25 protein-coding genes are annotated in these 18,764 nt (G+C 30.5%); 23 read left to right on the top strand and 2 right to left on the bottom strand.

Annotation, left to right across the window (positions count from 1 at the left end; all coding sequences use genetic code 11):
- Positions 1-22: 22 nt before the first annotated feature.
- The gene (gene lexA / locus PTA89_RS03050) at positions 23-643 is read right to left on the bottom strand and encodes a transcriptional repressor LexA (protein WP_003699857.1); all 621 of its coding nucleotides are present in this window, start codon (positions 641-643) and stop codon (positions 23-25) included.
- 110 nt (positions 644-753) lie between these two features.
- Here lexA and PTA89_RS03055 point away from each other — a divergent pair, with 110 nt between their 5' ends.
- From PTA89_RS03055 to PTA89_RS03110, 12 genes are all read left to right on the top strand, one after another.
- Positions 754-1,044 (top strand): DUF896 domain-containing protein, encoded by a 291-nt coding sequence (locus PTA89_RS03055; protein WP_003699858.1) that lies wholly within the window; start codon positions 754-756, stop codon positions 1,042-1,044.
- 126 nt (positions 1,045-1,170) lie between these two features.
- Positions 1,171-1,395, top strand: coding sequence for a YneF family protein (locus PTA89_RS03060; protein WP_003699860.1), 225 nt, complete (start codon positions 1,171-1,173; stop codon positions 1,393-1,395).
- Between the two features lie 82 nt (positions 1,396-1,477).
- Positions 1,478-2,068: a ribosome biogenesis GTP-binding protein YihA/YsxC gene (gene yihA, locus PTA89_RS03065; RefSeq protein ID WP_003708045.1), complete on the top strand. Its 591-nt coding sequence runs from the start codon at positions 1,478-1,480 to the stop codon at positions 2,066-2,068.
- A gap of 17 nt (positions 2,069-2,085) precedes the next feature.
- A complete protein-coding gene (locus tag PTA89_RS03070) occupies positions 2,086-2,385 on the top strand; it encodes a nucleoside triphosphate pyrophosphohydrolase family protein (protein WP_003699862.1) in 300 nt (99 codons plus the stop codon).
- Between the two features lie 103 nt (positions 2,386-2,488).
- A complete protein-coding gene (locus tag PTA89_RS03075) occupies positions 2,489-4,303 on the top strand; it encodes a DUF2207 domain-containing protein (RefSeq protein ID WP_268857635.1) in 1,815 nt (604 codons plus the stop codon).
- A 157-nt stretch (positions 4,304-4,460) separates the two neighbouring features.
- Positions 4,461-6,599 carry an SEC10/PgrA surface exclusion domain-containing protein gene (locus PTA89_RS03080; RefSeq protein ID WP_098034070.1) on the top strand — a complete coding sequence of 713 codons (2,139 nt, stop codon included), beginning with the start codon at positions 4,461-4,463 and terminating at the stop codon, positions 6,597-6,599.
- 147 nt (positions 6,600-6,746) lie between these two features.
- Positions 6,747-6,896, top strand: coding sequence for a 50S ribosomal protein L33 (gene rpmG, locus PTA89_RS03085; protein WP_003699868.1), 150 nt, complete (start codon positions 6,747-6,749; stop codon positions 6,894-6,896).
- 54 nt (positions 6,897-6,950) lie between these two features.
- Complete coding sequence (locus tag PTA89_RS03090) at positions 6,951-7,499, top strand: 5-formyltetrahydrofolate cyclo-ligase (RefSeq protein ID WP_003705938.1); 549 nt, start codon at positions 6,951-6,953, stop codon at positions 7,497-7,499.
- Positions 7,500-7,512: 13 nt separating this feature from the next.
- Positions 7,513-8,175: a rhomboid family intramembrane serine protease gene (locus PTA89_RS03095; RefSeq protein WP_003699871.1), complete on the top strand. Its 663-nt coding sequence runs from the start codon at positions 7,513-7,515 to the stop codon at positions 8,173-8,175.
- Positions 8,176-8,214: 39 nt separating this feature from the next.
- Entirely contained in the window at positions 8,215-8,454 is a 240-nt protein-coding gene (locus tag PTA89_RS03100) for a YqgQ family protein (protein ID WP_003699873.1), read from the top strand.
- Positions 8,451-9,413, top strand: coding sequence for an ROK family glucokinase (locus tag PTA89_RS03105; RefSeq protein ID WP_003705940.1), 963 nt, complete (start codon positions 8,451-8,453; stop codon positions 9,411-9,413). Before PTA89_RS03100 ends, PTA89_RS03105 begins: the two co-directional genes overlap by 4 nt.
- A 42-nt stretch (positions 9,414-9,455) precedes the next feature.
- Positions 9,456-9,869: a rhodanese-like domain-containing protein gene (locus tag PTA89_RS03110; RefSeq protein WP_003705941.1), complete on the top strand. Its 414-nt coding sequence runs from the start codon at positions 9,456-9,458 to the stop codon at positions 9,867-9,869.
- Between the two features lie 69 nt (positions 9,870-9,938).
- On the opposite strand, the gene PTA89_RS03115 is transcribed toward PTA89_RS03110, so the two are convergent.
- The gene (locus PTA89_RS03115; protein WP_003705942.1) at positions 9,939-10,115 is read right to left on the bottom strand and encodes a DUF3042 family protein; all 177 of its coding nucleotides are present in this window, start codon (positions 10,113-10,115) and stop codon (positions 9,939-9,941) included.
- Between the two features lie 131 nt (positions 10,116-10,246).
- On the opposite strand from PTA89_RS03115, the gene miaA reads away from it, so the two are divergent.
- From miaA to PTA89_RS03170, 11 genes are all read left to right on the top strand, one after another.
- A complete protein-coding gene (gene miaA, locus PTA89_RS03120; protein ID WP_003705943.1) occupies positions 10,247-11,170 on the top strand; it encodes a tRNA (adenosine(37)-N6)-dimethylallyltransferase MiaA in 924 nt (307 codons plus the stop codon).
- A 21-nt stretch (positions 11,171-11,191) separates the two neighbouring features.
- Positions 11,192-12,454, top strand: coding sequence for a methionine gamma-lyase family protein (locus PTA89_RS03125; RefSeq protein WP_003705944.1), 1,263 nt, complete (start codon positions 11,192-11,194; stop codon positions 12,452-12,454).
- A 90-nt stretch (positions 12,455-12,544) separates the two neighbouring features.
- Positions 12,545-12,931: a MerR family transcriptional regulator gene (locus PTA89_RS03130; protein WP_003705945.1), complete on the top strand. Its 387-nt coding sequence runs from the start codon at positions 12,545-12,547 to the stop codon at positions 12,929-12,931.
- Positions 12,932-12,960: 29 nt separating this feature from the next.
- The gene (gene glnA, locus PTA89_RS03135; RefSeq protein WP_003699883.1) at positions 12,961-14,304 is read left to right on the top strand and encodes a type I glutamate--ammonia ligase; all 1,344 of its coding nucleotides are present in this window, start codon (positions 12,961-12,963) and stop codon (positions 14,302-14,304) included.
- A 166-nt stretch (positions 14,305-14,470) separates the two neighbouring features.
- Positions 14,471-14,608 (top strand): hypothetical protein, encoded by a 138-nt coding sequence (locus tag PTA89_RS03140; protein WP_157997893.1) that lies wholly within the window; start codon positions 14,471-14,473, stop codon positions 14,606-14,608.
- Positions 14,609-14,717: 109 nt separating this feature from the next.
- Positions 14,718-15,179 carry a methylated-DNA--[protein]-cysteine S-methyltransferase gene (locus PTA89_RS03145; protein WP_003705947.1) on the top strand — a complete coding sequence of 154 codons (462 nt, stop codon included), beginning with the start codon at positions 14,718-14,720 and terminating at the stop codon, positions 15,177-15,179.
- An 86-nt stretch (positions 15,180-15,265) separates the two neighbouring features.
- A complete protein-coding gene (locus tag PTA89_RS03150; protein WP_003699888.1) occupies positions 15,266-15,643 on the top strand; it encodes a DUF956 family protein in 378 nt (125 codons plus the stop codon).
- 112 nt (positions 15,644-15,755) lie between these two features.
- Positions 15,756-16,478: a UMP kinase gene (pyrH, locus tag PTA89_RS03155; protein WP_003703168.1), complete on the top strand. Its 723-nt coding sequence runs from the start codon at positions 15,756-15,758 to the stop codon at positions 16,476-16,478.
- A gap of 2 nt (positions 16,479-16,480) precedes the next feature.
- On the top strand, positions 16,481-17,044 hold the full coding sequence (gene frr / locus PTA89_RS03160; protein ID WP_003705950.1) for a ribosome recycling factor: 564 nt from the start codon (positions 16,481-16,483) through the stop codon (positions 17,042-17,044).
- A gap of 134 nt (positions 17,045-17,178) precedes the next feature.
- Positions 17,179-17,961 (top strand): isoprenyl transferase, encoded by a 783-nt coding sequence (locus PTA89_RS03165; protein WP_081533932.1) that lies wholly within the window; start codon positions 17,179-17,181, stop codon positions 17,959-17,961.
- Positions 17,962-17,963: 2 nt separating this feature from the next.
- Positions 17,964-18,752 carry a phosphatidate cytidylyltransferase gene (locus tag PTA89_RS03170; protein WP_003705952.1) on the top strand — a complete coding sequence of 263 codons (789 nt, stop codon included), beginning with the start codon at positions 17,964-17,966 and terminating at the stop codon, positions 18,750-18,752.
- The last annotated feature ends 12 nt before the right edge of the window (positions 18,753-18,764 follow it).

An 18,764-nucleotide genomic window follows, 5' to 3' on the forward strand; every position in this document is an offset into this window, starting at 1 on the left:
AAAAACAATACATCCTAGCTTTTTAAATAAGATCACGATATAATCCAACAACTTTTCCTAAAATAGTTACATTTTCTAAGATAATAGGATCCATTGTATCATTTTCGGGTTGTAATCGGTAATATCCATCTTCTTTGAAGAAACGTTTGCAAGTTGCTTCATTCTCTTCAGTCATAGCAATAACTATTTCTCCATTATTTGCAGAAGATTGCTTACGAACAATAACTTGATCACCATCTAAGATACCAGCATTTATCATACTCTCGCCACGAATAGATAACATGAAAAGATCATCAGCAGATTCAAAATAAGGTGGTAGAGGAAAATAATCTCTATTTTCTTCAACTGCTAAAATAGGTTCACCAGCAGTAACAGTACCTACAATGGGAATTTGAGTTTTGTTAGGTAACTCATCCAACATTTCTAAGCCTGCTAAAGTAATTTCAATGGCGCGAGGTTTAGTAGGATCGCGTTTAATGAGACCTTTACTTTCAAGCTTAGAAAGATGTCCATGAACGGTTGAAGTAGATGATAAACCAACAGCGTTACAAATTTCACGAACAGTAGGTGGGTAGCCACTATCAGATACATGTGAAAATATATAACGAAGAATATCATGTTGACGTTTCTCTGATTTTGTCATTCTAGACACTCCAATATTAATATAATAACTTGATTATAACATAGAATTATTAAAAACGTCAAACTAACGTTCGTATTTATAACTTGTCTTTTTGTAAGCTTTTTGATAATATGTCAAATAGAGTAAATCACAAAGGAGTGAGACGATTGGCTGATAATAAAGGAATTCCACAAGAGTTAATAGATAGAATAAATGAACTTTCTAAAAAGAAAAAAGAAGAAGGCCTAACATCTGAAGAGTTAGCCGAACAAAAAGAATTACGAGAAACCTATCTTTCTTTATTTAGAGAAAATTTTAGAAGCCATATTGAAATGCTACAAGTATATGATAAAAATGGTAAAGAAGTAACACCTGAAAAGGTAAAAAAGATTCAAAGAGAACGTGGTCTAAGAGATGATTAATTTATCTTAGTGTAAGCGTTGATAGGTAATATTACAAATGATATAATATAATAAGCGTTAAAAAGTAAGATTAATTTTTTAAATTATTAGATAGGTTAATCTTATTAGAGGAAGGAGAACTTATAAATGAGTACAGGTATTTGGGTGCTTATTGTCATTATTGCTGCTGTGCTAGGCTTTGTTGGTGGTTTTTTTGCTGCTCGAAAGTACATGGAAGACTATTTAAAGAAGAATCCACCTATTAATGAACAAATGATGCGTACTATGATGATTCAAATGGGACAAAAACCATCTGAAAAGAAATTGCATCAAATGATGAATGCAATGAAGAATAATTATGGTAAGAAGTAATTAGTTTTTGAGGGAGTGAGTAGATGTAAGTCAGTCACTTCCTTATTTATTATTATAATTTAGATTAAGGTGGTATTATTTAATGCAAGTACATAACGTCAATTTAACAATTAGTGCCGTAAGACCAGAACAATATCCAGATACTAAATTGCCAGAAGTAGCACTTGCTGGTCGTTCCAATGTTGGAAAGTCTTCATTAATTAACACATTAATTAATAGAAGAAATTATGCCCGTACATCAAGTCAACCCGGAAAGACGCAAACTCTGAACTTTTACAATATTGAAGATTTATTATATTTTGTTGATGTACCAGGTTATGGATATGCTAAAGTTTCACAAAAAGAAAGAGAAAAATGGGCTAGAATGATAGAAACATATTTTTCTACTCGACAAGAGCTAAAGGGAGCTATCAGTTTAGTAGATGCTCGCCATGAACCTTCAGAATTAGATTGTCAAATGATAGAATTTTTACATTATTACAATATACCTGTATTAGTTGTAGGAACGAAAATAGATAAAATTCCTAAAAGCAAAAGAAATAAAAGTGAAAGTCAAATTAGAAAAAAACTACAATTGACAAAAAATGATAGACTAATTTTATTCTCTGCTGTTGATAAAACAGGTAAAGATGAAGTTTGGGATTGGATTGAAGATATTACCAAAGTTAATTAATAATTGTGAGGAATATTATGGAATTTAATGAATATCAAGAAGCGGCTAATCGAACATTATATGGAAATGAGCAAGTTCTTACAAATTGTGCATTAGGATTAGCTGGGGAAACAGGACAAGTTGTTGATTTAGTTAAGGCGTATACTTTTAAAGGAAAAGATTTAGATAAAGAAAAATTAGTACATGAACTTGGGGATGTACTTTGGTATTTATCACAAATTGCAGAATGGGCAGATATACCCTTTGATGAAGTAGCGCAAGAAAACATCGAAACGTTAAATAAACGTTACCCTAATGGATTTAATCCAGCAAATTAATCAAAAGTCATTGTGTTTATGAAACATAATGACTTTTTTATTAAGAAATATTTTTTTAAAGTAGACAACAGGTTGAAACTTTGTCATAATTCTTATGATAGGGGTGTCGAATTTGAAAAAAAAAGTTATAAGTCTTTTCAAAAAGAATTGGAAATATTGCTTATTAGTAATATTAGTATTGAGTATAATTTTAGTTATTAAAAATATTAACAAAAGACACTACGATATTGAAGATTATAATTCTAATATTCAATTAAAAAATGATGGCTCTATAGGAGTATCGACACGTGTACAATATAATATTCATGGTAAGTATGACTTATTAGTTATTCCACAAGCATTACCAAAAGATGTGGATACGATTAATAATGTGGAAGTGTATGAAATTAAAAATAACAAGCAAGTCTTATTAAAAAAAGGGACTAATGCAGATATATCTAAAGAGGCCAAGATGAATGCTGGTAAATATTTTGTCACTTCTGATTTAGCAGAAACAAATACTAAAGTAAAAGTAAGAATATATCAACCAGTTGAAAATGAGAGAGTTACATACAAACTAACATATAATGTACCAAATGCGATTATAAATTATGGTAATAGTAATATTTCAGAATTAAATTGGAATATACTGAGTAATTGGGGACATAAGTTTAGCAATATTGATATAACATTTGATTTACCTGAAAAAAATCCACAAATTTTACGAGCGTGGGTGAGAGGAACAACCGATGGTAAAATAACGACTAGTAAGAAAAATGGAAAAGTGAATTTTAAGTTGAATAGGCTTCCCGAAAATAAGAGTTTACATTTAAGACTAATATGTTCTAAAGATCTATTTGCTTATAATACTAACAATATGTTTAAAACCCCTATACCAACAGAAAGTAGTATTGCAAGATATGAATATAAAAATAGTGATAAAGTAAAGAGGGATAGTAGACTAAAATATACTGGAAAGTATATTTCTATAACAATATTATTAATTGTTATGACAATTATGGGAATATTCAGTTGGAAAGTGTTATCTAGAAATTTAGTTTTATCAAATTATCTTAAGTTTACAAAATATTCATTTGATATTCCTAATATATCAGTTAAATATGTTAGATCGATTTTATTTCCTAAACGAAAGCCAAACAGAAATGTTTATGCAGCATATATAGTAGACTTAATAAATAAGGGTGATCTAGTATTAAATCCACTAAGAACTGAAAATTATCAGACTATATATGACTACGAATTGCAAGTTAAAGATGAACAATTTATAGAAAATAATGGATTGAATACATTATTATTTAGTAATCTTACTTCTGACAATAAAATTAAGTTATCTGAAATAGAAGAAACTGTCAATCTTATGAAGATTTCAGAAGTTACTGAAACTTATAAGCAATGGCAAGGGAAAATTAAAGAAGAAGTGGATAATCTATTTAAACTGGAACATAAACGTAATTTAAAAGGTTATTTTACTAAAAAATGGTTAATATTCTGGACACTATTCAATCTAGCAGGAGTAATTTTATTTTTTATTGTATCTAAGTGGTTAGGGATAATTATAGCTACAATCCTTATTGTTAATGATATAAGTTTGATATATATATTTATTAATGTTTATAAATATGAACCTGAAATATTTATAGAACTGAGAAGATTAAAGATTTTATATCGAAGTTTACGCAATATAGAAAAGCTAGAATTGAATGATGTTGGTGATGAAAATTTTTGGGAAAAATTATTACCATATGCAATAGCTTTAAATATGGGAGAAAGAACAAATCGAAAACTATATCAGTTATATAGTGAATCAAATATCTTTATGAAAGATTCTATACTATATATAGGAGATTTTGCTGAAAAAATAGGTGAAATTTTTATTAGATTAGATTTAAATAGTGAAACGTTGAATATAAAAAAATAAACTATAAATACTGGTAAATGTGGGAATTTACTGGTATTTTTTATTAAATATTTTAAATATGATAAAAAATTAAAAAGTAACTATATTAAGAGCAATATTTTTATTATAATAAGGGTAGTATATTTTAGTTTGCTGGGAAGAAAGAGGCGGATGTGTAATGGACAAAAAAGGAATAGTACAGAACGACATAACAGACGCACAAGATAAGGTCCAAAAACCTCAACAAAATTTAAAAGATGAAATCAAAAATTTAAACAAAGATATAGTTAAATTTACAGAATTAAAAAATGAAAAAGAGTCTGAGTTAGACAACTTATTAAATTTACAAATAACATTACAAAATGAATATGCAAAGTTAGTTAATATAAAAGAAAAAATTTTAAATGAAGGTGAAGAGAGTCAAAAAGAAGAGTTAGAGAGAAATAAAAAATCTCTAGAAAGAGTAGAGAAATCTTTACGCGAGACGGAATTACAGTGGAATAATAACCACAAAAAGTTGATTCAAGCTAAAGAAGATTTAAATAATGTAAAAGAAGAAGTTAGCAACATCGAAAAAAAGCAAGTTAATGCTAAAGATAGTTCAGAAATAATAAAAAGAGATGTAGAACGTGCTGATAGAAAAGTAAAGATTTCTTATGAAGATTGGATGCGTAAGAAAAAAGAAATAGAGAGTACAGAAAAAGATATAGCTCGGTGTAAGGATGATATTTCTAGTAAGAAGAAGCAGTTAGAAAAAGAAAAAGATAAGTTACCAACTACGGATGAGTTAGTCAAAGAAGTACAGAAAAAAATAGATAAGAATTTGGAAAATATAGATACAGTTCAAAAGCAAAGGAATGAATTACAATCTATATTATCTAAATTAGCGATTGCAATAGAAAAAGAAAAAAATAAAATAGATTTATTGCCGCAAATTAGAATACCTCAAGACTACACACAAGTACTCTTTGAAAATTTTAATTATGGAAAAATTTCTCGTGAAGAAGTAGCAGATATAATATCTCCAGGCCTAGAACTTAATAATAAGAAGTTGAATTTTTCAGAAATTGATGATAAGAATAAAATTTCAGATGTAACAAAGCTTACACTGCAAGAATTAATAGAAATCTCAACATTTGTAGCAAGTCTATTAAATCCATTACGAAAAAAGATGGGAAGTAGGTTAATAGAGGTTACTCCAGATTCTATACAGTTCACACAAGCAGTGGTAGATAGGTATAATCAGGATAATTGGCAAACTTTTTACAGTCAGAAAAGTAATAAATTAGGTTTAGGTCATGATATTGAAGGTTTGTCAGATCTATGGAACCAAACTCCAAGTGTTTTTGAGGATTATGATAGCAAGGATGAAGAATTGGCTAATGGTGAAGAGTATTTTAATGAATTTAGTGATAATGAAATGACTATGACTGATTTAAAGACTGTGATTTATAGAGTATTAGTTGATTTTCTATTTAATGACACTAAAAATAATTTTGGCCATTTAGAAACATTGCTTGGTTTAAATAAAAGCAAAGACTATAGTACACACTATATGGCTGTGGGAATCGATAACAATTTAGCTATTCACTTTGAATTCGCGTATAACAATATAAAAGCTAATGGTTCATATGTCATATCTGATTTTGGAAAGAAAAATATAGAAGCAAAGATCAACGAATTAAAGGCTGAGCAAGCTGGAAACTTAATAAAATTAAGTGATCTTAATAGTCAATTGGAGAATGAAAATAAGAATAAAATGGCGTTGAAAGAAGAGTTACAAAATGCCAAAAAGGGACCTGATATGACTGGAATTACGAAATTGGAAGATAATATAGATTCCTTGAATAAAAATATTAGTGTACTACAAGATAGATTAAGAGGGAAAAACAATTTATCAGAATTGGTACGTGAAGAGTGGATAAAGAATAAAGGGCTTCTAAGAAGAGAAGAAAATAAATTTGAAGCAAGCAAAGCAGCTATTACTGCAACTGAAATTGAATTGAATTCTATTAAAATTGATTTAAGTCAGAAAAAAAAACAAGTAGAAAAATATAATAAATCAGAGTTAGAAAATAGTGAACAATTAAATATTTTGAAAGTAAACTATGAAACTATTCAAGAAAATATACAGACTATATTAGATGATTTAAAAGAATATAATGGAATTGATCAAAAGATTGAAGAATTAAAGGAAAAGCTTATTAATAATGAAAAAGATGTAGCAAAGATAACTGTTGTATATAATGATTTAGTTGTCAAAGTTCAATCATATCAAAATATATTAGAATATAAAGAAAAAGAATTAAGTGAATAGTCTAACTTGAGTTAATAGTGTCAAGTTAATTTCCTTAACAAATAATAAAAAAAACTGGAAATAGGTTTGAAAAAATGGTATTATATTAAACGTCGAAGATAAAGTTATGTCTTTTTGAAATCTAAAACATGTTTGGAGGTTTAAAACATGCGTGTAAATATTACTTTAGAATGTACAGAATGTCATGAACAAACATATCTTACAAGCAAGAATAAACGTAACAATCCTGATCGCATCGAATTGAAAAAATATTGCCCACGTGATCACAAAGTTACTTTACATCGTGAAACAAAATAACAACAGGAAAAAATCCTGTTGTTTTTTTCTTTATGTACGACATGAGGTGATGCAATGTCAATGAATAAGAAAGAATTTAGAAAAAACCAAATTCAAAAATTACAGAAATTAAGTAAAACTTGGGAAAAAAAGTTAGATGAACTAAATCTGTATAAAGAGTTATTTAAAACTACTGAGTGGGAAAAAGCTGATAATGTGGCAATTACACTGAGTGAAGATTTTGAGTTAGATACTTTCCCTATAATTTCAACTGCTCAGCAACAAAATAAAAAAGTTTTAGTACCTAAGACTTTGCCAAATAGAATGATGGAGTTTGTTGAATTAACTCCTGATGTCAAAATAGTAAGAACTAAATTTGGTGTTTTGGAACCTGAAAGTGAGAATTATGTTAATAAAGAAAATATCGATTTAATCATTGTTCCAGGCTTGGCATTTGCTGAAAATGGAGCAAGGTTAGGATTCGGTGGAGGATTTTACGATAAGTATTTAAGTGATTATCGTGGAAATAAGGTAGCACTTGTTGATAGAAGTAGATATTTCCAAGAACCTCAGTGGGATGTTGATAGTTTTGATATTTACATTACTAATCAAATAAGAATATAAAGAGGTGCGGTTTATGTTGCAATATTTAAAAAATAAACCTAGTATCACTTATACGTTAATTATTCTTAATATAGTAATGTATATAGTAATGACATTATTTGGTGGAACAGAAAATATTGCTAATTTAGTGCGTTTTGGAGCAAAGTATTCCCCTTATATTATCAATGGTCAGTATTGGCGCTTGATAACTCCTATGTTTATTCATATAGGATTACAACATTTACTTATCAATATGATAACTTTATATTTTTTAGGAACTTTATTAGAAAATATTTTTGGAAAGACAAGGTTCTTAATAATTTATTTGGTAAGTGGAATTTGTGGGAATATAGCAAGTTTTGCATTTAATTTTAGTAGTATTTCTGCAGGTGCTAGTACAGCATTGTTTGGTATGTTCGGTTCTTTTTTGATGTTGGGAGAATCTTTCAGAAGAAATCCATATTTACAAACTATGTCTCGTCAATTTTTTCTATTAGTAATATTGAATATATTCTTTGGTATGTTTGGAAATTCGGATTTGACAGGACATTTAGGTGGATTAGTAAGTGGTTTTCTTTTAGGTTATGTCGTTGGTGTCCCTAATTTAGGTAGGGTCCCTAAAGTTAAAAGAATTGTAAGTTTTGTGATTTTACTTTTTATAAATTTGATAATCTTAAATTTTGGTTTTACAAGTTAAGTACAATTCAAGTATAATTAAATGTTGAGGTGATAGAGCATGAAAACGTTATATGATGTACAGCAATTATTAAAAAATTTTGGTATTTTTGTATATGTTGGTAAACGTATGTGGGACATTGAGTTAATGGCTCTAGAACTTGATCATTTATATAAAGCAGGAGTAATTGACAAGCAAACTTTTTTATCAGCAAAGTTAGTTCTTAATCGAGAACATGGTGTTGAAGAAAAAAGAGCTAAGTCACCTGTAAAATTTACTATTAAGGAGAATGAGGAATGAATAAGAAGTTAATTGGCGTTGATTTAGGCGGTACAACAATTAAATTTGCTATCTTGACACTAGATGGTGAAATTCAACAAAAATGGAGTGTTGAAACTGATATTTTAGATGATGGTAAGCATATTGTTCCTGATATTGTTGAATCAATTAATCATCATTTAGATTTATACGATATGAAACCAGAACAATTTGTTGGAATCGGAATGGGTACACCGGGAACAGTAGATATTGAAAATGGTACAGTTGAAGCAGCATTTAACTTGAACTGGAAAGAAAAGCAAAACCTAAAAGAAGAAATTGAAAAAGGCACCAGTATGAAGTTTGCTGTAGATAACGATGCTAATGTAGCAGCATTGGGTGAACGCTGGAAAGGTGCCGGAGAAAATGATGATGAAGTAACATTTGTTACATTAGGTACAGGTGTTGGTGGTGGTGTCATCACTAATGGCGAAATGGTTCACGGAGCTGGTGCTGGTGGTGAAATTGGTCATATAAATGTACAGCCAAATGGCTATTTATGTACTTGTGGAAATCATGGTTGCTTGGAAACTTATGCTTCTGCAACAGGTGTTGTACGTGTTGCGCGTGATATGGCTGAAGAGTTTGCTGGAAAATCTGATTTAAAGAAAATGTTAGATGATGGGCAAGATATTAGTTCTAAGATAGTATTTGATTTAGCAAAAGATGGCGATATTTTAGCTGAACGTGTTGTGGATCGTGTTTGCTACTATCTAGGATTTGCTTGTGCTAATATTGGTAGTCTTATCAATCCATCATATATTGTAATTGGTGGTGGCGTTTCTGCAGCGGGTAAGTTCTTATTAGATCAGGTTGATAGTTACTTTAAGGAATTTGCCTTCCCCTCAGTTAAAAAATCAACTACTTTAAAACTTGCTGAATTAGGAAATGAAGCTGGAGTTATAGGTGCAGCTTCACTAGCTTTAAAATTTAATAAGTAGTTAATATTTTTTAATAATTACAGCTAAGGAGGTCTTAGTACAATGTTTTTGGCTGATATTTCTGTATGGGCATGGGTAAACATCATTCTAATTTTATTAGTAGCTTATCTTCTAGGAATGCAGTTATATACCTACATTTCTGGAAAGAGAGTATCTACTATGCTTGATAATGAAGAGTTTAAAAAGGGAATGAAAAAAGCTCAAGTTATAGATTTGCGTGAACCTGATACTTTTAATGCGGGACATATTTTAGGAGCACGTAATATGCCATATAGCCAATTTAAAATCTATAAATCAAGTCTCCGTAAGGATATGCCAGTATATTTATACGAAACTGGAAGAACAATTGCTACAAGAGCAGCTGTTCAATTGTACAAAGACGGTTTTAGAGATTTATATATATTAAAATCAGGCTATGATCGTTGGGATGGAAAAAAGAAGAAGAGCAAATATTAATAATAAAAATAGCAGCAAGGCTAATAAATCTAGCTTGCTGCTATTTTGATATAAGACAATTACTATTTTTTATCCTTGATGTGCAGAACGACTCTTACGTAAAGCACGACGACGATGTTCTTCTAAAATAGCTTCTTTTTCTTCAATTGGTTCAACAACATTTTTCTTAAAAGTAAAAACAGCGCCAGCTAAAGCACCTAATGTTGTTGTAACACCTAGTAAGAAACCTAAATTAAATTTTTTCATATTGAGTACCTCCTTCGAAGTGGTTCTATATACATTATGAATGATATTGATAAAAATATCCAGGAAAATAGTTATAATTTAAGTAATAATGATATACTAATTTTATAAAAAGATAATTAAGGGAAGATAGTATGACACAAAAAGTTATTGTGATTGTTGGCCCAACAGCAGTAGGAAAGACAGCTTTATCAATTGATATTGCTAAGAAATATAAAGGACAAATTATTTCAGGCGATTCAATGCAAGTTTATAAAAATTTGGATATAGGAACAGCAAAGATAACACCTGATGAAATGGAAGATATAAAGCACTATATGATAGATATCTTACAAGTTCAGCAAAGATTTTCTGTTGCTGACTTTATAGATAACTGCCGTAAAGATATAAAGGAAATAGCTAATGATGATAATATACCTATCATCGTTGGTGGGACAGGCTTTTATTTGCAAGCACTTTTAGATGGTTATAGTTTAGGTGGAGATACTTTTGATCAATTGAGTATTGAAAGAAGAAAAAAGTGGCAACTTTTTATGGAAAAAAATGGAAAAGAAAGATTGTGGGAAGAACTAGCAAAATTAGATATAGTAGCTGCTAGGAAAATTCCAATCAATAATTCTAGAAGAGTGATAAGAGCTTTGGAGGTTATTGAACAAACTGGACGCCTTTTTTCTGAACAACATGATGAAAGTAATAAGGAATTTGAGCCATTATTAATAGGATTGAATACTCAAAGAAGTACCCTATATGAAAGAATTAATAAAAGAGTAGATATAATGATTCAAACTGGATTGATTGAGGAAGCAAAGTACCTATATGATTTAGGCGGAGCTACACTACCTGCTGGTAAAGGAATAGGTTATAAAGAATTTTATCCTTATTTTGATGGTGAAATATCTAAAGATGAAGCTATTGAACTAGTAAAAAGAAATTCACGTAGATATGCTAAACGACAATTGACATGGTTTAGGAATAAAATGAATGTAGTTTGGTTTGATTTAGTTAATAACCCTGAAGATATAAAGAAAATATATAAACTAATTGATGATTGGATATAAATATTAAGGAGTGAAGTGATAATGAGTAAATGGTCAGAAGATTTACCTAAAGATTTACAAAATAAAATAGAGATAGTAGATGAGAAAATATCTTCAAAATTAGAGGATATAACAGAAATAGTATTAAATAATCAGCGAAGAGTATTAGAATTATTTAGGAAGCATCATGTCGCTGAGGAAGACTTAGTTGGTTCAACAGGATATGGTTATGATGACATAGGTAGAGATAAACTTGATGCTATGTTTGCTGATTATTTTAAAACTGAAGATGCTATGGTTAGACCGCAATTGACATCTGGTACCCATGCCATTTCAACTGCATTTTTTGGAGTGTTGCGTCCACATGATACATTGCATTATTTAACAGGAATGCCATATGATACTATTCAAGAAGTTATAGGTGTAGCTGGAGATAATCCAGGAACTTTGGAAGAACATCTAATTAATTTTTCTTACACACCACTTTTAGATAATGGGAAAGTAGATTATAAAAGAGCGAAGGAAGATTTACAAAAAGATTCTTCGATAAAAATGGTAGCTATACAACGTTCGCGAGGTTATTCTTCAAGAGATAGTTTCGTTGTTTCTGAAATAGCTGAGATGATAAAATTTGTAAAAAAATATGCCCCTCAAGCGATAATTTTTATTGATAATTGTTATGGAGAATTTACAGAGACTGAAGAACCAACATTTTATGGAGCTGATTTGATGGCTGGCTCCCTATACAAAAATGCTGGTGGTGGAATTGCAAAAACAGGTGCATTTTTAGTTGGGAATAAAGATCTTATTGATAGATGCGGTGCAAGGCTCATTGTTCCAGGAGCAGGAAAGAATGAAGGTGCCACATATCCATTTATGAGAGATTTTTACGAAGGTTTCTTCTTGGCTCCTAATGTGACAGGAGAGGCAATTAAAGGATCGATTTATACAGCAGCATTACTAGAAGAAATGGGAATGGATGTATCACCTAGCTGGGATGCGCCTAGGACAGATTTGGTTCAAACGGTTAATTTTGGTAATCCTGATGCAATGGTCAAATTTTGTGCAGCAATACAGCATAATTCTCCTATGAATGCATATGTTGAACCAGTTCCAAGTTATATGGATGGATATGAAGATAAAATTATTATGGCATCTGGAAGTTTTACAGAAGGGTCCACAATAGAATTATCAAGTGATGGTCCTTTAAGAGAACCATATACATTATATATTCAAGGTGGATTAACTTATGCACATGTAAAAATTGCTATAACTAAAGCGGTGCTAGAAACATTTTATAAATAAAAAATTCGTGTAAGAAAATATTACATGGGATATTGACATTTGTCTGTCTTATTGATATCATTAACACGTAATTTAAAGGAGGGTTGGATTATGCGAGAAAAAGAGCTTAGACGTTCACTTGCAGTTTTACCTATGGGAACTGTTATGAAACTAACAAATCTTACTGCACGCCAGATTAGATACTATGAAGAACAAGAATTGGTTATACCTGAACGTAATGCGGGAAATAGGCGAATGTATTCCTTGAATGACATAGATAAGCTTTTAGAAATTAAAGATTTTTTAGGTGAAGGAATAAATATGGCGGGAATTAAGCATATTTATGAAGAAAAAGCTAAAAAAGAACAAGAAAAAGCTGATAAACATAATACATTAACAGATGCTGATGTTCGACGCATTTTACGTGATGAGTTTGTATCTGCTGGTGGTTTTATAAAAGATAATGATTTTTCTTTGCGTAATAACCGTTCACTTTAAATTAACAACCCGACAAGGAGCAATAAAAGATGGTAAAATTCGACTACACAAAAGATGACATTCGACGCATTGCAAAGGAAGAAAATGTACGTTTCTTACGTTTAATGTTTACTGATTTATATGGAACAATTAAAAATGTTGAAGTTCCAATTAGTCAGTTAGATAAAGTTTTAGATAATAAGATGATGTTTGATGGTTCATCCATTGATGGCTTTGTACGTATTGAAGAAAGTGATATGTGGTTATATCCAGATTTATCAACATGGATGATTTTTCCATGGGGTGGAGAACATGGAAAAGTTGCTCGTTTAATTTGTGAGGTATATAATGCAGATCGCACACCATTTTTAGGAGATCCTCGTAATAATTTAATTAGAGTACTTGATGAAATGAAGGAAATGGGCTTTACGGAATTTAATATTGGGCCTGAACCTGAATTCTTTTTATTCAAATTAGATGAAAAAACTGGACGTCCAACAATCCACTTAAATGATAAGGGAAGTTATTTCGATTTAGCTCCTGTTGATTTAGGTGAAAATTGTCGTCGTGATATTGTGTTAGAGTTGGAAAATATGGGATTTGATGTAGAAGCTTCCCATCATGAAGTAGCTCCTGGACAACATGAAGTTGATTTTAAGTATGCGGATGCTTTGCATGCATGTGATAATATTCAAACATTTAAACTTGTTGTAAAGACTGTTGCACGTAAATATGGATTACATGCAACATTTATGCCAAAACCATTAGATAGAATTAACGGTTCAGGTATGCATTTGAATATGTCATTGTTCCATAAAGATGGTAATGCATTCTTTGATACTAAAGGTGAAGAACAGTTATCACAAGATGCATACTACTTCTTGGGTGGCGTATTAAAACATGCACGTAACTTTACTGCTATTATGAATCCTACTGTAAATTCTTATAAACGTTTAGTACCTGGATATGAAGCTCCTGTTTATGTGGCTTGGTCAGGACATAATCGTTCACCACTGGTTCGTGTTCCAATTGCAAGAGGAAATTCAACTCGTTTAGAATTACGTTCAGTAGATCCATCTGCTAATCCATATTTAGCAGTAGCTGCATTACTAGAAGCAGGTTTAGATGGATTACGTAATAAAATTGAACCAGCAGCTCCTGTTGATAGAAATATTTATGCAATGGATGATGAAGAACGTGAGGCAAATAACATTCAAGATTTACCATCAACATTGCATAATGCATTAAAGGCATTGAAGACAGATAAGGTTGTTCAAGATGCTATGGGACCACATTTATATCAAAACTTCTTAGAAGCAAAGCGTTTAGAATGGGATGCTTATCGTCAAGAAGTTTCACAGTGGGAAAGAGATCAATATTTAGAAATGTATTAGTGAACTTTAAGATGAATAAGTCATTTGTGGACTTATTCATCTTTTTTATATATGTTACTTAAATTAGTATAGGATTGAAAAATTAATCATTTCTTAATATTTGCTTAATAAAATAGTCTAATTTATTGAGTACTATATATTTACAGTTAGTAAGCTAGTTTTTTATATGAAAGAGAGGAGTAAGCCTATGATTTCAATAAAAAAAGATACAGTAGAAGTTACTATAGTAAATGATAAACCGGTAATTGATAAATTAAGTATAGATAGAAAAAAGAAGCATAAGCCAGTAATTAAAATTAAGTAAATAGGTGTTTATTTATAATAATAGTTTTAGCAACACTAAGCGGATAATAAGATAGTATAGGTAGCTATCTTATCGCCAACTAGTGTTGCTTTTTTTAGGAGTGATATGCATGTATAAAATGAATTATGATTCACCAATCGGAAATATAGTTTTAAAATCTGATGGATATTCTTTAGTAGAATGTTATTTTAGTGATGAGAAAGAAAATGAAGAAAAAAATATTGGTAATGTGGTGTTAGAAGAAACAGTACAATGGTTGGATGACTACTTTAAAGGAAATAAGCCATTAATTAAAGATCTACCAATTAAATTTAAAGGGACTGAATTTCAATTAAAAGTATGGAATGAATTATTAAAAATACCCTATGGATCTACCATATCATATAAAGAATTAGGCAAAATAATTTTTGGTGAAAAGAATCTTTCGTCACAAGCAATTGGAAGAGCAGTTTCAAAAAATAAATTATTAGTAATAGTTCCATGTCACAGAGTGATAGGTAGTAGAGGAGATTTAGTGGGGTATGCTGGAGGAATAGATAGAAAGAAATATTTGTTGGATCATGAAAAATAAGTAATAATTCCATTATTGTAAGCATTTACGAGGTGTTTTCTGATATAATAAATACAATAATGTAAAAAGTGGAGTTGAATTTAATTATGGTTCAGTCAATTAATACAAAAGTAGATTTAACAATGGCAGGTACGTCTTATATGGGATTATCTGATTATGGAAAGATAATGATAGGTGATAAGGGATTTGAATTTTTTAATGATAGAGATGTTAGAAAATATATCCAAATTCCATGGGAAGAAGTGGATGTAGTTATAGCTTCTGTGATGTTTAAAGGAAAATGGATACCACGCTTTGCTTTAAGAACTAAAAAAAATGGTATGTTTACTTTTTCTGCTAAAAATTCCAAAGAAGTATTGCGAGCAATTAGAGAATATGTCCCTGCAGATAGAATGGTTCGTTCATTAACTTTCTTCCAAGTTATAAAAAGAAATTTAAAGAACTTATTTAAAAATAAAAAATAATTAGCAATTATTTTTAGACCTACTATCATCATGATAAATATGGTAAAATGAAATTTTAGAAGAGATAAAATTTTATAGAATGAATTATGATAAATATTGGGAGGAATTTTACATGTCTGACATCAAGTATAAACGTGTATTACTAAAGTTGAGTGGTGAAGCACTTGCTGGTGATCAAGGAAAAGGAATTAATCCGCCCGAAATTTTAAAAGTTGCAGAAGAAATAAAAGAAGTTCATGATTTAGGTGTACAAATTGCTATCGTTGTAGGTGGCGGAAATATGTGGCGTGGTGAAGCTGGTGCTGAAATAGGAATGGAAAGAGCACAAGCCGATTACATAGGTATGTTAGGAACCGTTATGAACGCTTTAGCACTTCAAGATAGTCTAGAGTCAGTTGGAGTTCCTACAAGAGTTCAAACAGCTATTGAAATGAGACAAGTAGCAGAACCATATATTCGTAGAAAAGCAATTCGTCATCTAGAAAAAGGAAGAATTGTTATTTTTGCAGCAGGTACAGGTTCTCCATATTTCTCAACAGATACTACAGCTGCATTAAGAGCATCCGAGCTTAATGCAGAAGTAATCTTAATGGCTAAAAATGGAGTAGATGGAATCTACAACGCGGATCCTAAAGTTGATCCTACAGCTAAAAAGTATACTAAGTTAACACATATGGATATTATTAATAAGGGATTACGTGTTATGGATACTACAGCTTCATCATTATCAATGGACAACAATATTGCTTTAGTAGTCTTCAACATGAACAACCGAGGAAACATTAAGAAGGTTGTTGAAGGCGAAGAAATTGGTACAACAGTGGAAGGAAAATAATTATGAAAATAACAGAACCTATTATTAAGGAAGCACAAGAAAAAATGACGAAGGCAGAAGATTCTTTACGAAGAGAATTAGGGAATATTCGTGCAGGACGTGCTAATGCCAGTTTATTGAATAGAATTAATGTAGAATACTATGGGGCTCCTACTCCTTTAAATCAAATGGCACAAATTTCAGTTCCTGAAGCACGTGTATTATTGGTCACACCATATGATAAGACCTCTTTAAAGAACATTGAACATGCTATTATGGCATCAGATTTAGGAATTGCACCAATGAATGATGGAACAGCAATTCGTTTAGTTATTCCACAATTAACTGAAGAACGTCGTAAAGAGCTAGCAAAGCAAGTAAAGGCTGTTTCTGAAACTGGAAAAGTTGCTGTTAGAAACATTCGTCGTGATATGATGGATGCTTTGAAGAAAGCTCAAAAGAATGGTGACTTAACAGAAGATGATTTAAGAGATTTAGAAAATCAAGCACAAAAAGTGACAGATGAATCTATTAAAAATATTGATAAAATTACAGAGGACAAAGAAAAAGAAGTTCTCGAAGGATAATGCAATAAACTATTGTATCACGAGGGTAAAGATTTGTTACTTTACCCTTTTTTTATTGTATATTAACTTTATTGTTTAAAAAAAAACTGCTATAGTAATTTAGAGGTATATTTCCATTATGGAGGTGAATTTAGATGTTGGATTTTTTTAATAAAAAAGAAAATATGGATGAAAAAAGGAATAAATTAAAAAAAGAACTAATTCCTAATCATATAGCTATTATCATGGATGGAAATGGACGTTGGGCTAAGAAAAGACACTTACCGCGAATAGCAGGACATAAACAAGGAATGGAAACTGTAAAAAATATAACTAAGGTAGCGAGTAATTTAGGTGTTAAGGTTCTAACGTTATATGCTTTTTCTACAGAAAATTGGAAACGTCCTGATAAAGAAGTGGATTTTCTTATGGATTTACCGGTTAAGTTCTTCAATACTTTTGTTCCTGAATTAATTGAAAATAATGTAAGAGTAAATGTTATGGGTTATATAGATATGTTACCGAAAAAAACTCAAAAAGCTGTTTATGATGCAATTGAACAAACTTCAAATTGTACAGGAATGGTCTTAAATTTTGCATTAAATTATGGTGGTCGTGCTGAATTAGTATCTGCTATTCAAAGTATTGCTAGTAAAGTAAGTGAAAACAAATTAGAGATAGAAAAGATAACTGAAAAAGTAGTAGATGCTAATTTAATGACTGGAAAGCTTGCTCCATACAATGATCCTGACTTATTAATTAGAACGAGTGGAGAAGAAAGAATATCAAATTTTCTATTATGGCAATTGGCATACAGTGAATTTGTATTTACTGATATATTATGGCCAGATTATTCAGAAGAAGATTTATTAGCTAATATTTATGCTTTTCAAACAAGAGATAGAAGATTTGGTGGATTAAAAGAGGAGAAGAAATAAAGATGAAACAAAGAGTTATTACAGCAGTCGTAGCATTGCTGATTTTTATTCCTTTACTAGTAGTGGGAGGAAATTTATTTAGTATATTAGTAGTAGCGATGGGATTAGTGGGAATGTCAGAATTCTTAACTATGAAAAGAAAACTTTTAATTTCACCTGAGGCAATAATAGCTTTTATGGCAGTGGCTTGCCTATTAGTACCAAGTAATTGGATCAATTTTTTTCCAAATGGAATTTTTTATAGTGGATTCTATTTCTTCACGCTAGTATTACTAGGATATACAGTTGTTAGTCGTAATAGATTTTCCTTTGATGATGTGGGAGCTATAATTTTAGGAGCTATTTATTCAGGATTAGGATTTCACTATATGATTTATGCTCGCCAAGAAAGTTTATGGATGATTTTATACGCATTCTTGATTACTTGGATTACAGATAGTGGCGCATACTTAATCGGGCGTCAAATTGGGCGTACTAAGTTAGCTCCTCATATTAGTCCTAACAAAACATGGGAAGGATCAATTGGAGGTACAGTGAGTGCTGTCATTATCGTAGGAATTTATCTTTTCTTTAAGCAAAGTGCTTTTCCATATGGCTTTTTAACTATGTTGGGAATAACAGTATTTCTATCAATTGGTGCTCAATTTGGTGATTTAATTGAATCAGCATTTAAGAGACATTATGGAGTAAAAGACTCTGGAAAAATTTTACCAGGACACGGTGGAATATTAGATAGATTTGATTCAATTTTGTTAGTTTTACCTTTAATGCATTTCGTTGGTTTAATTTAGTAAGGTTTAAGA

The sequence above is a fragment of the Ligilactobacillus salivarius genome, from assembly GCF_035231985.1.
GTDB classification, from domain to species: Bacteria; Bacillota; Bacilli; order Lactobacillales; family Lactobacillaceae; genus Ligilactobacillus; species Ligilactobacillus salivarius.

Coding starts and splice junctions, on each gene's coding strand:
- PTA89_RS03060 (WP_003699860.1), top strand. CDS start 1,171: ATGAGTACAGGTATTTGGGTGCTTATTGTCATTATTGCTGCTGTGCTA.
- PTA89_RS03170 (WP_003705952.1), top strand. CDS start 17,964: ATGAAACAAAGAGTTATTACAGCAGTCGTAGCATTGCTGATTTTTATT.
- PTA89_RS03100 (WP_003699873.1), top strand. CDS start 8,215: ATGAAAACGTTATATGATGTACAGCAATTATTAAAAAATTTTGGTATT.
- PTA89_RS03115 (WP_003705942.1), bottom strand. CDS start 10,115: ATGAAAAAATTTAATTTAGGTTTCTTACTAGGTGTTACAACAACATTA.
- PTA89_RS03070 (WP_003699862.1), top strand. CDS start 2,086: ATGGAATTTAATGAATATCAAGAAGCGGCTAATCGAACATTATATGGA.
- PTA89_RS03080 (WP_098034070.1), top strand. CDS start 4,461: ATGGACAAAAAAGGAATAGTACAGAACGACATAACAGACGCACAAGAT.
- PTA89_RS03110 (WP_003705941.1), top strand. CDS start 9,456: ATGTTTTTGGCTGATATTTCTGTATGGGCATGGGTAAACATCATTCTA.
- PTA89_RS03150 (WP_003699888.1), top strand. CDS start 15,266: ATGGTTCAGTCAATTAATACAAAAGTAGATTTAACAATGGCAGGTACG.
- glnA (WP_003699883.1), top strand. CDS start 12,961: ATGGTAAAATTCGACTACACAAAAGATGACATTCGACGCATTGCAAAG.
- PTA89_RS03140 (WP_157997893.1), top strand. CDS start 14,471: ATGAAAGAGAGGAGTAAGCCTATGATTTCAATAAAAAAAGATACAGTA.
- PTA89_RS03125 (WP_003705944.1), top strand. CDS start 11,192: ATGAGTAAATGGTCAGAAGATTTACCTAAAGATTTACAAAATAAAATA.
- lexA (WP_003699857.1), bottom strand. CDS start 643: ATGACAAAATCAGAGAAACGTCAACATGATATTCTTCGTTATATATTT.
- PTA89_RS03055 (WP_003699858.1), top strand. CDS start 754: ATGTCAAATAGAGTAAATCACAAAGGAGTGAGACGATTGGCTGATAAT.
- frr (WP_003705950.1), top strand. CDS start 16,481: ATGAAAATAACAGAACCTATTATTAAGGAAGCACAAGAAAAAATGACG.
- pyrH (WP_003703168.1), top strand. CDS start 15,756: ATGTCTGACATCAAGTATAAACGTGTATTACTAAAGTTGAGTGGTGAA.
- miaA (WP_003705943.1), top strand. CDS start 10,247: ATGACACAAAAAGTTATTGTGATTGTTGGCCCAACAGCAGTAGGAAAG.
- PTA89_RS03090 (WP_003705938.1), top strand. CDS start 6,951: ATGTCAATGAATAAGAAAGAATTTAGAAAAAACCAAATTCAAAAATTA.
- PTA89_RS03105 (WP_003705940.1), top strand. CDS start 8,451: ATGAATAAGAAGTTAATTGGCGTTGATTTAGGCGGTACAACAATTAAA.
- PTA89_RS03130 (WP_003705945.1), top strand. CDS start 12,545: ATGCGAGAAAAAGAGCTTAGACGTTCACTTGCAGTTTTACCTATGGGA.
- PTA89_RS03095 (WP_003699871.1), top strand. CDS start 7,513: ATGTTGCAATATTTAAAAAATAAACCTAGTATCACTTATACGTTAATT.
- rpmG (WP_003699868.1), top strand. CDS start 6,747: ATGCGTGTAAATATTACTTTAGAATGTACAGAATGTCATGAACAAACA.
- yihA (WP_003708045.1), top strand. CDS start 1,478: ATGCAAGTACATAACGTCAATTTAACAATTAGTGCCGTAAGACCAGAA.
- PTA89_RS03165 (WP_081533932.1), top strand. CDS start 17,179: ATGTTGGATTTTTTTAATAAAAAAGAAAATATGGATGAAAAAAGGAAT.
- PTA89_RS03145 (WP_003705947.1), top strand. CDS start 14,718: ATGTATAAAATGAATTATGATTCACCAATCGGAAATATAGTTTTAAAA.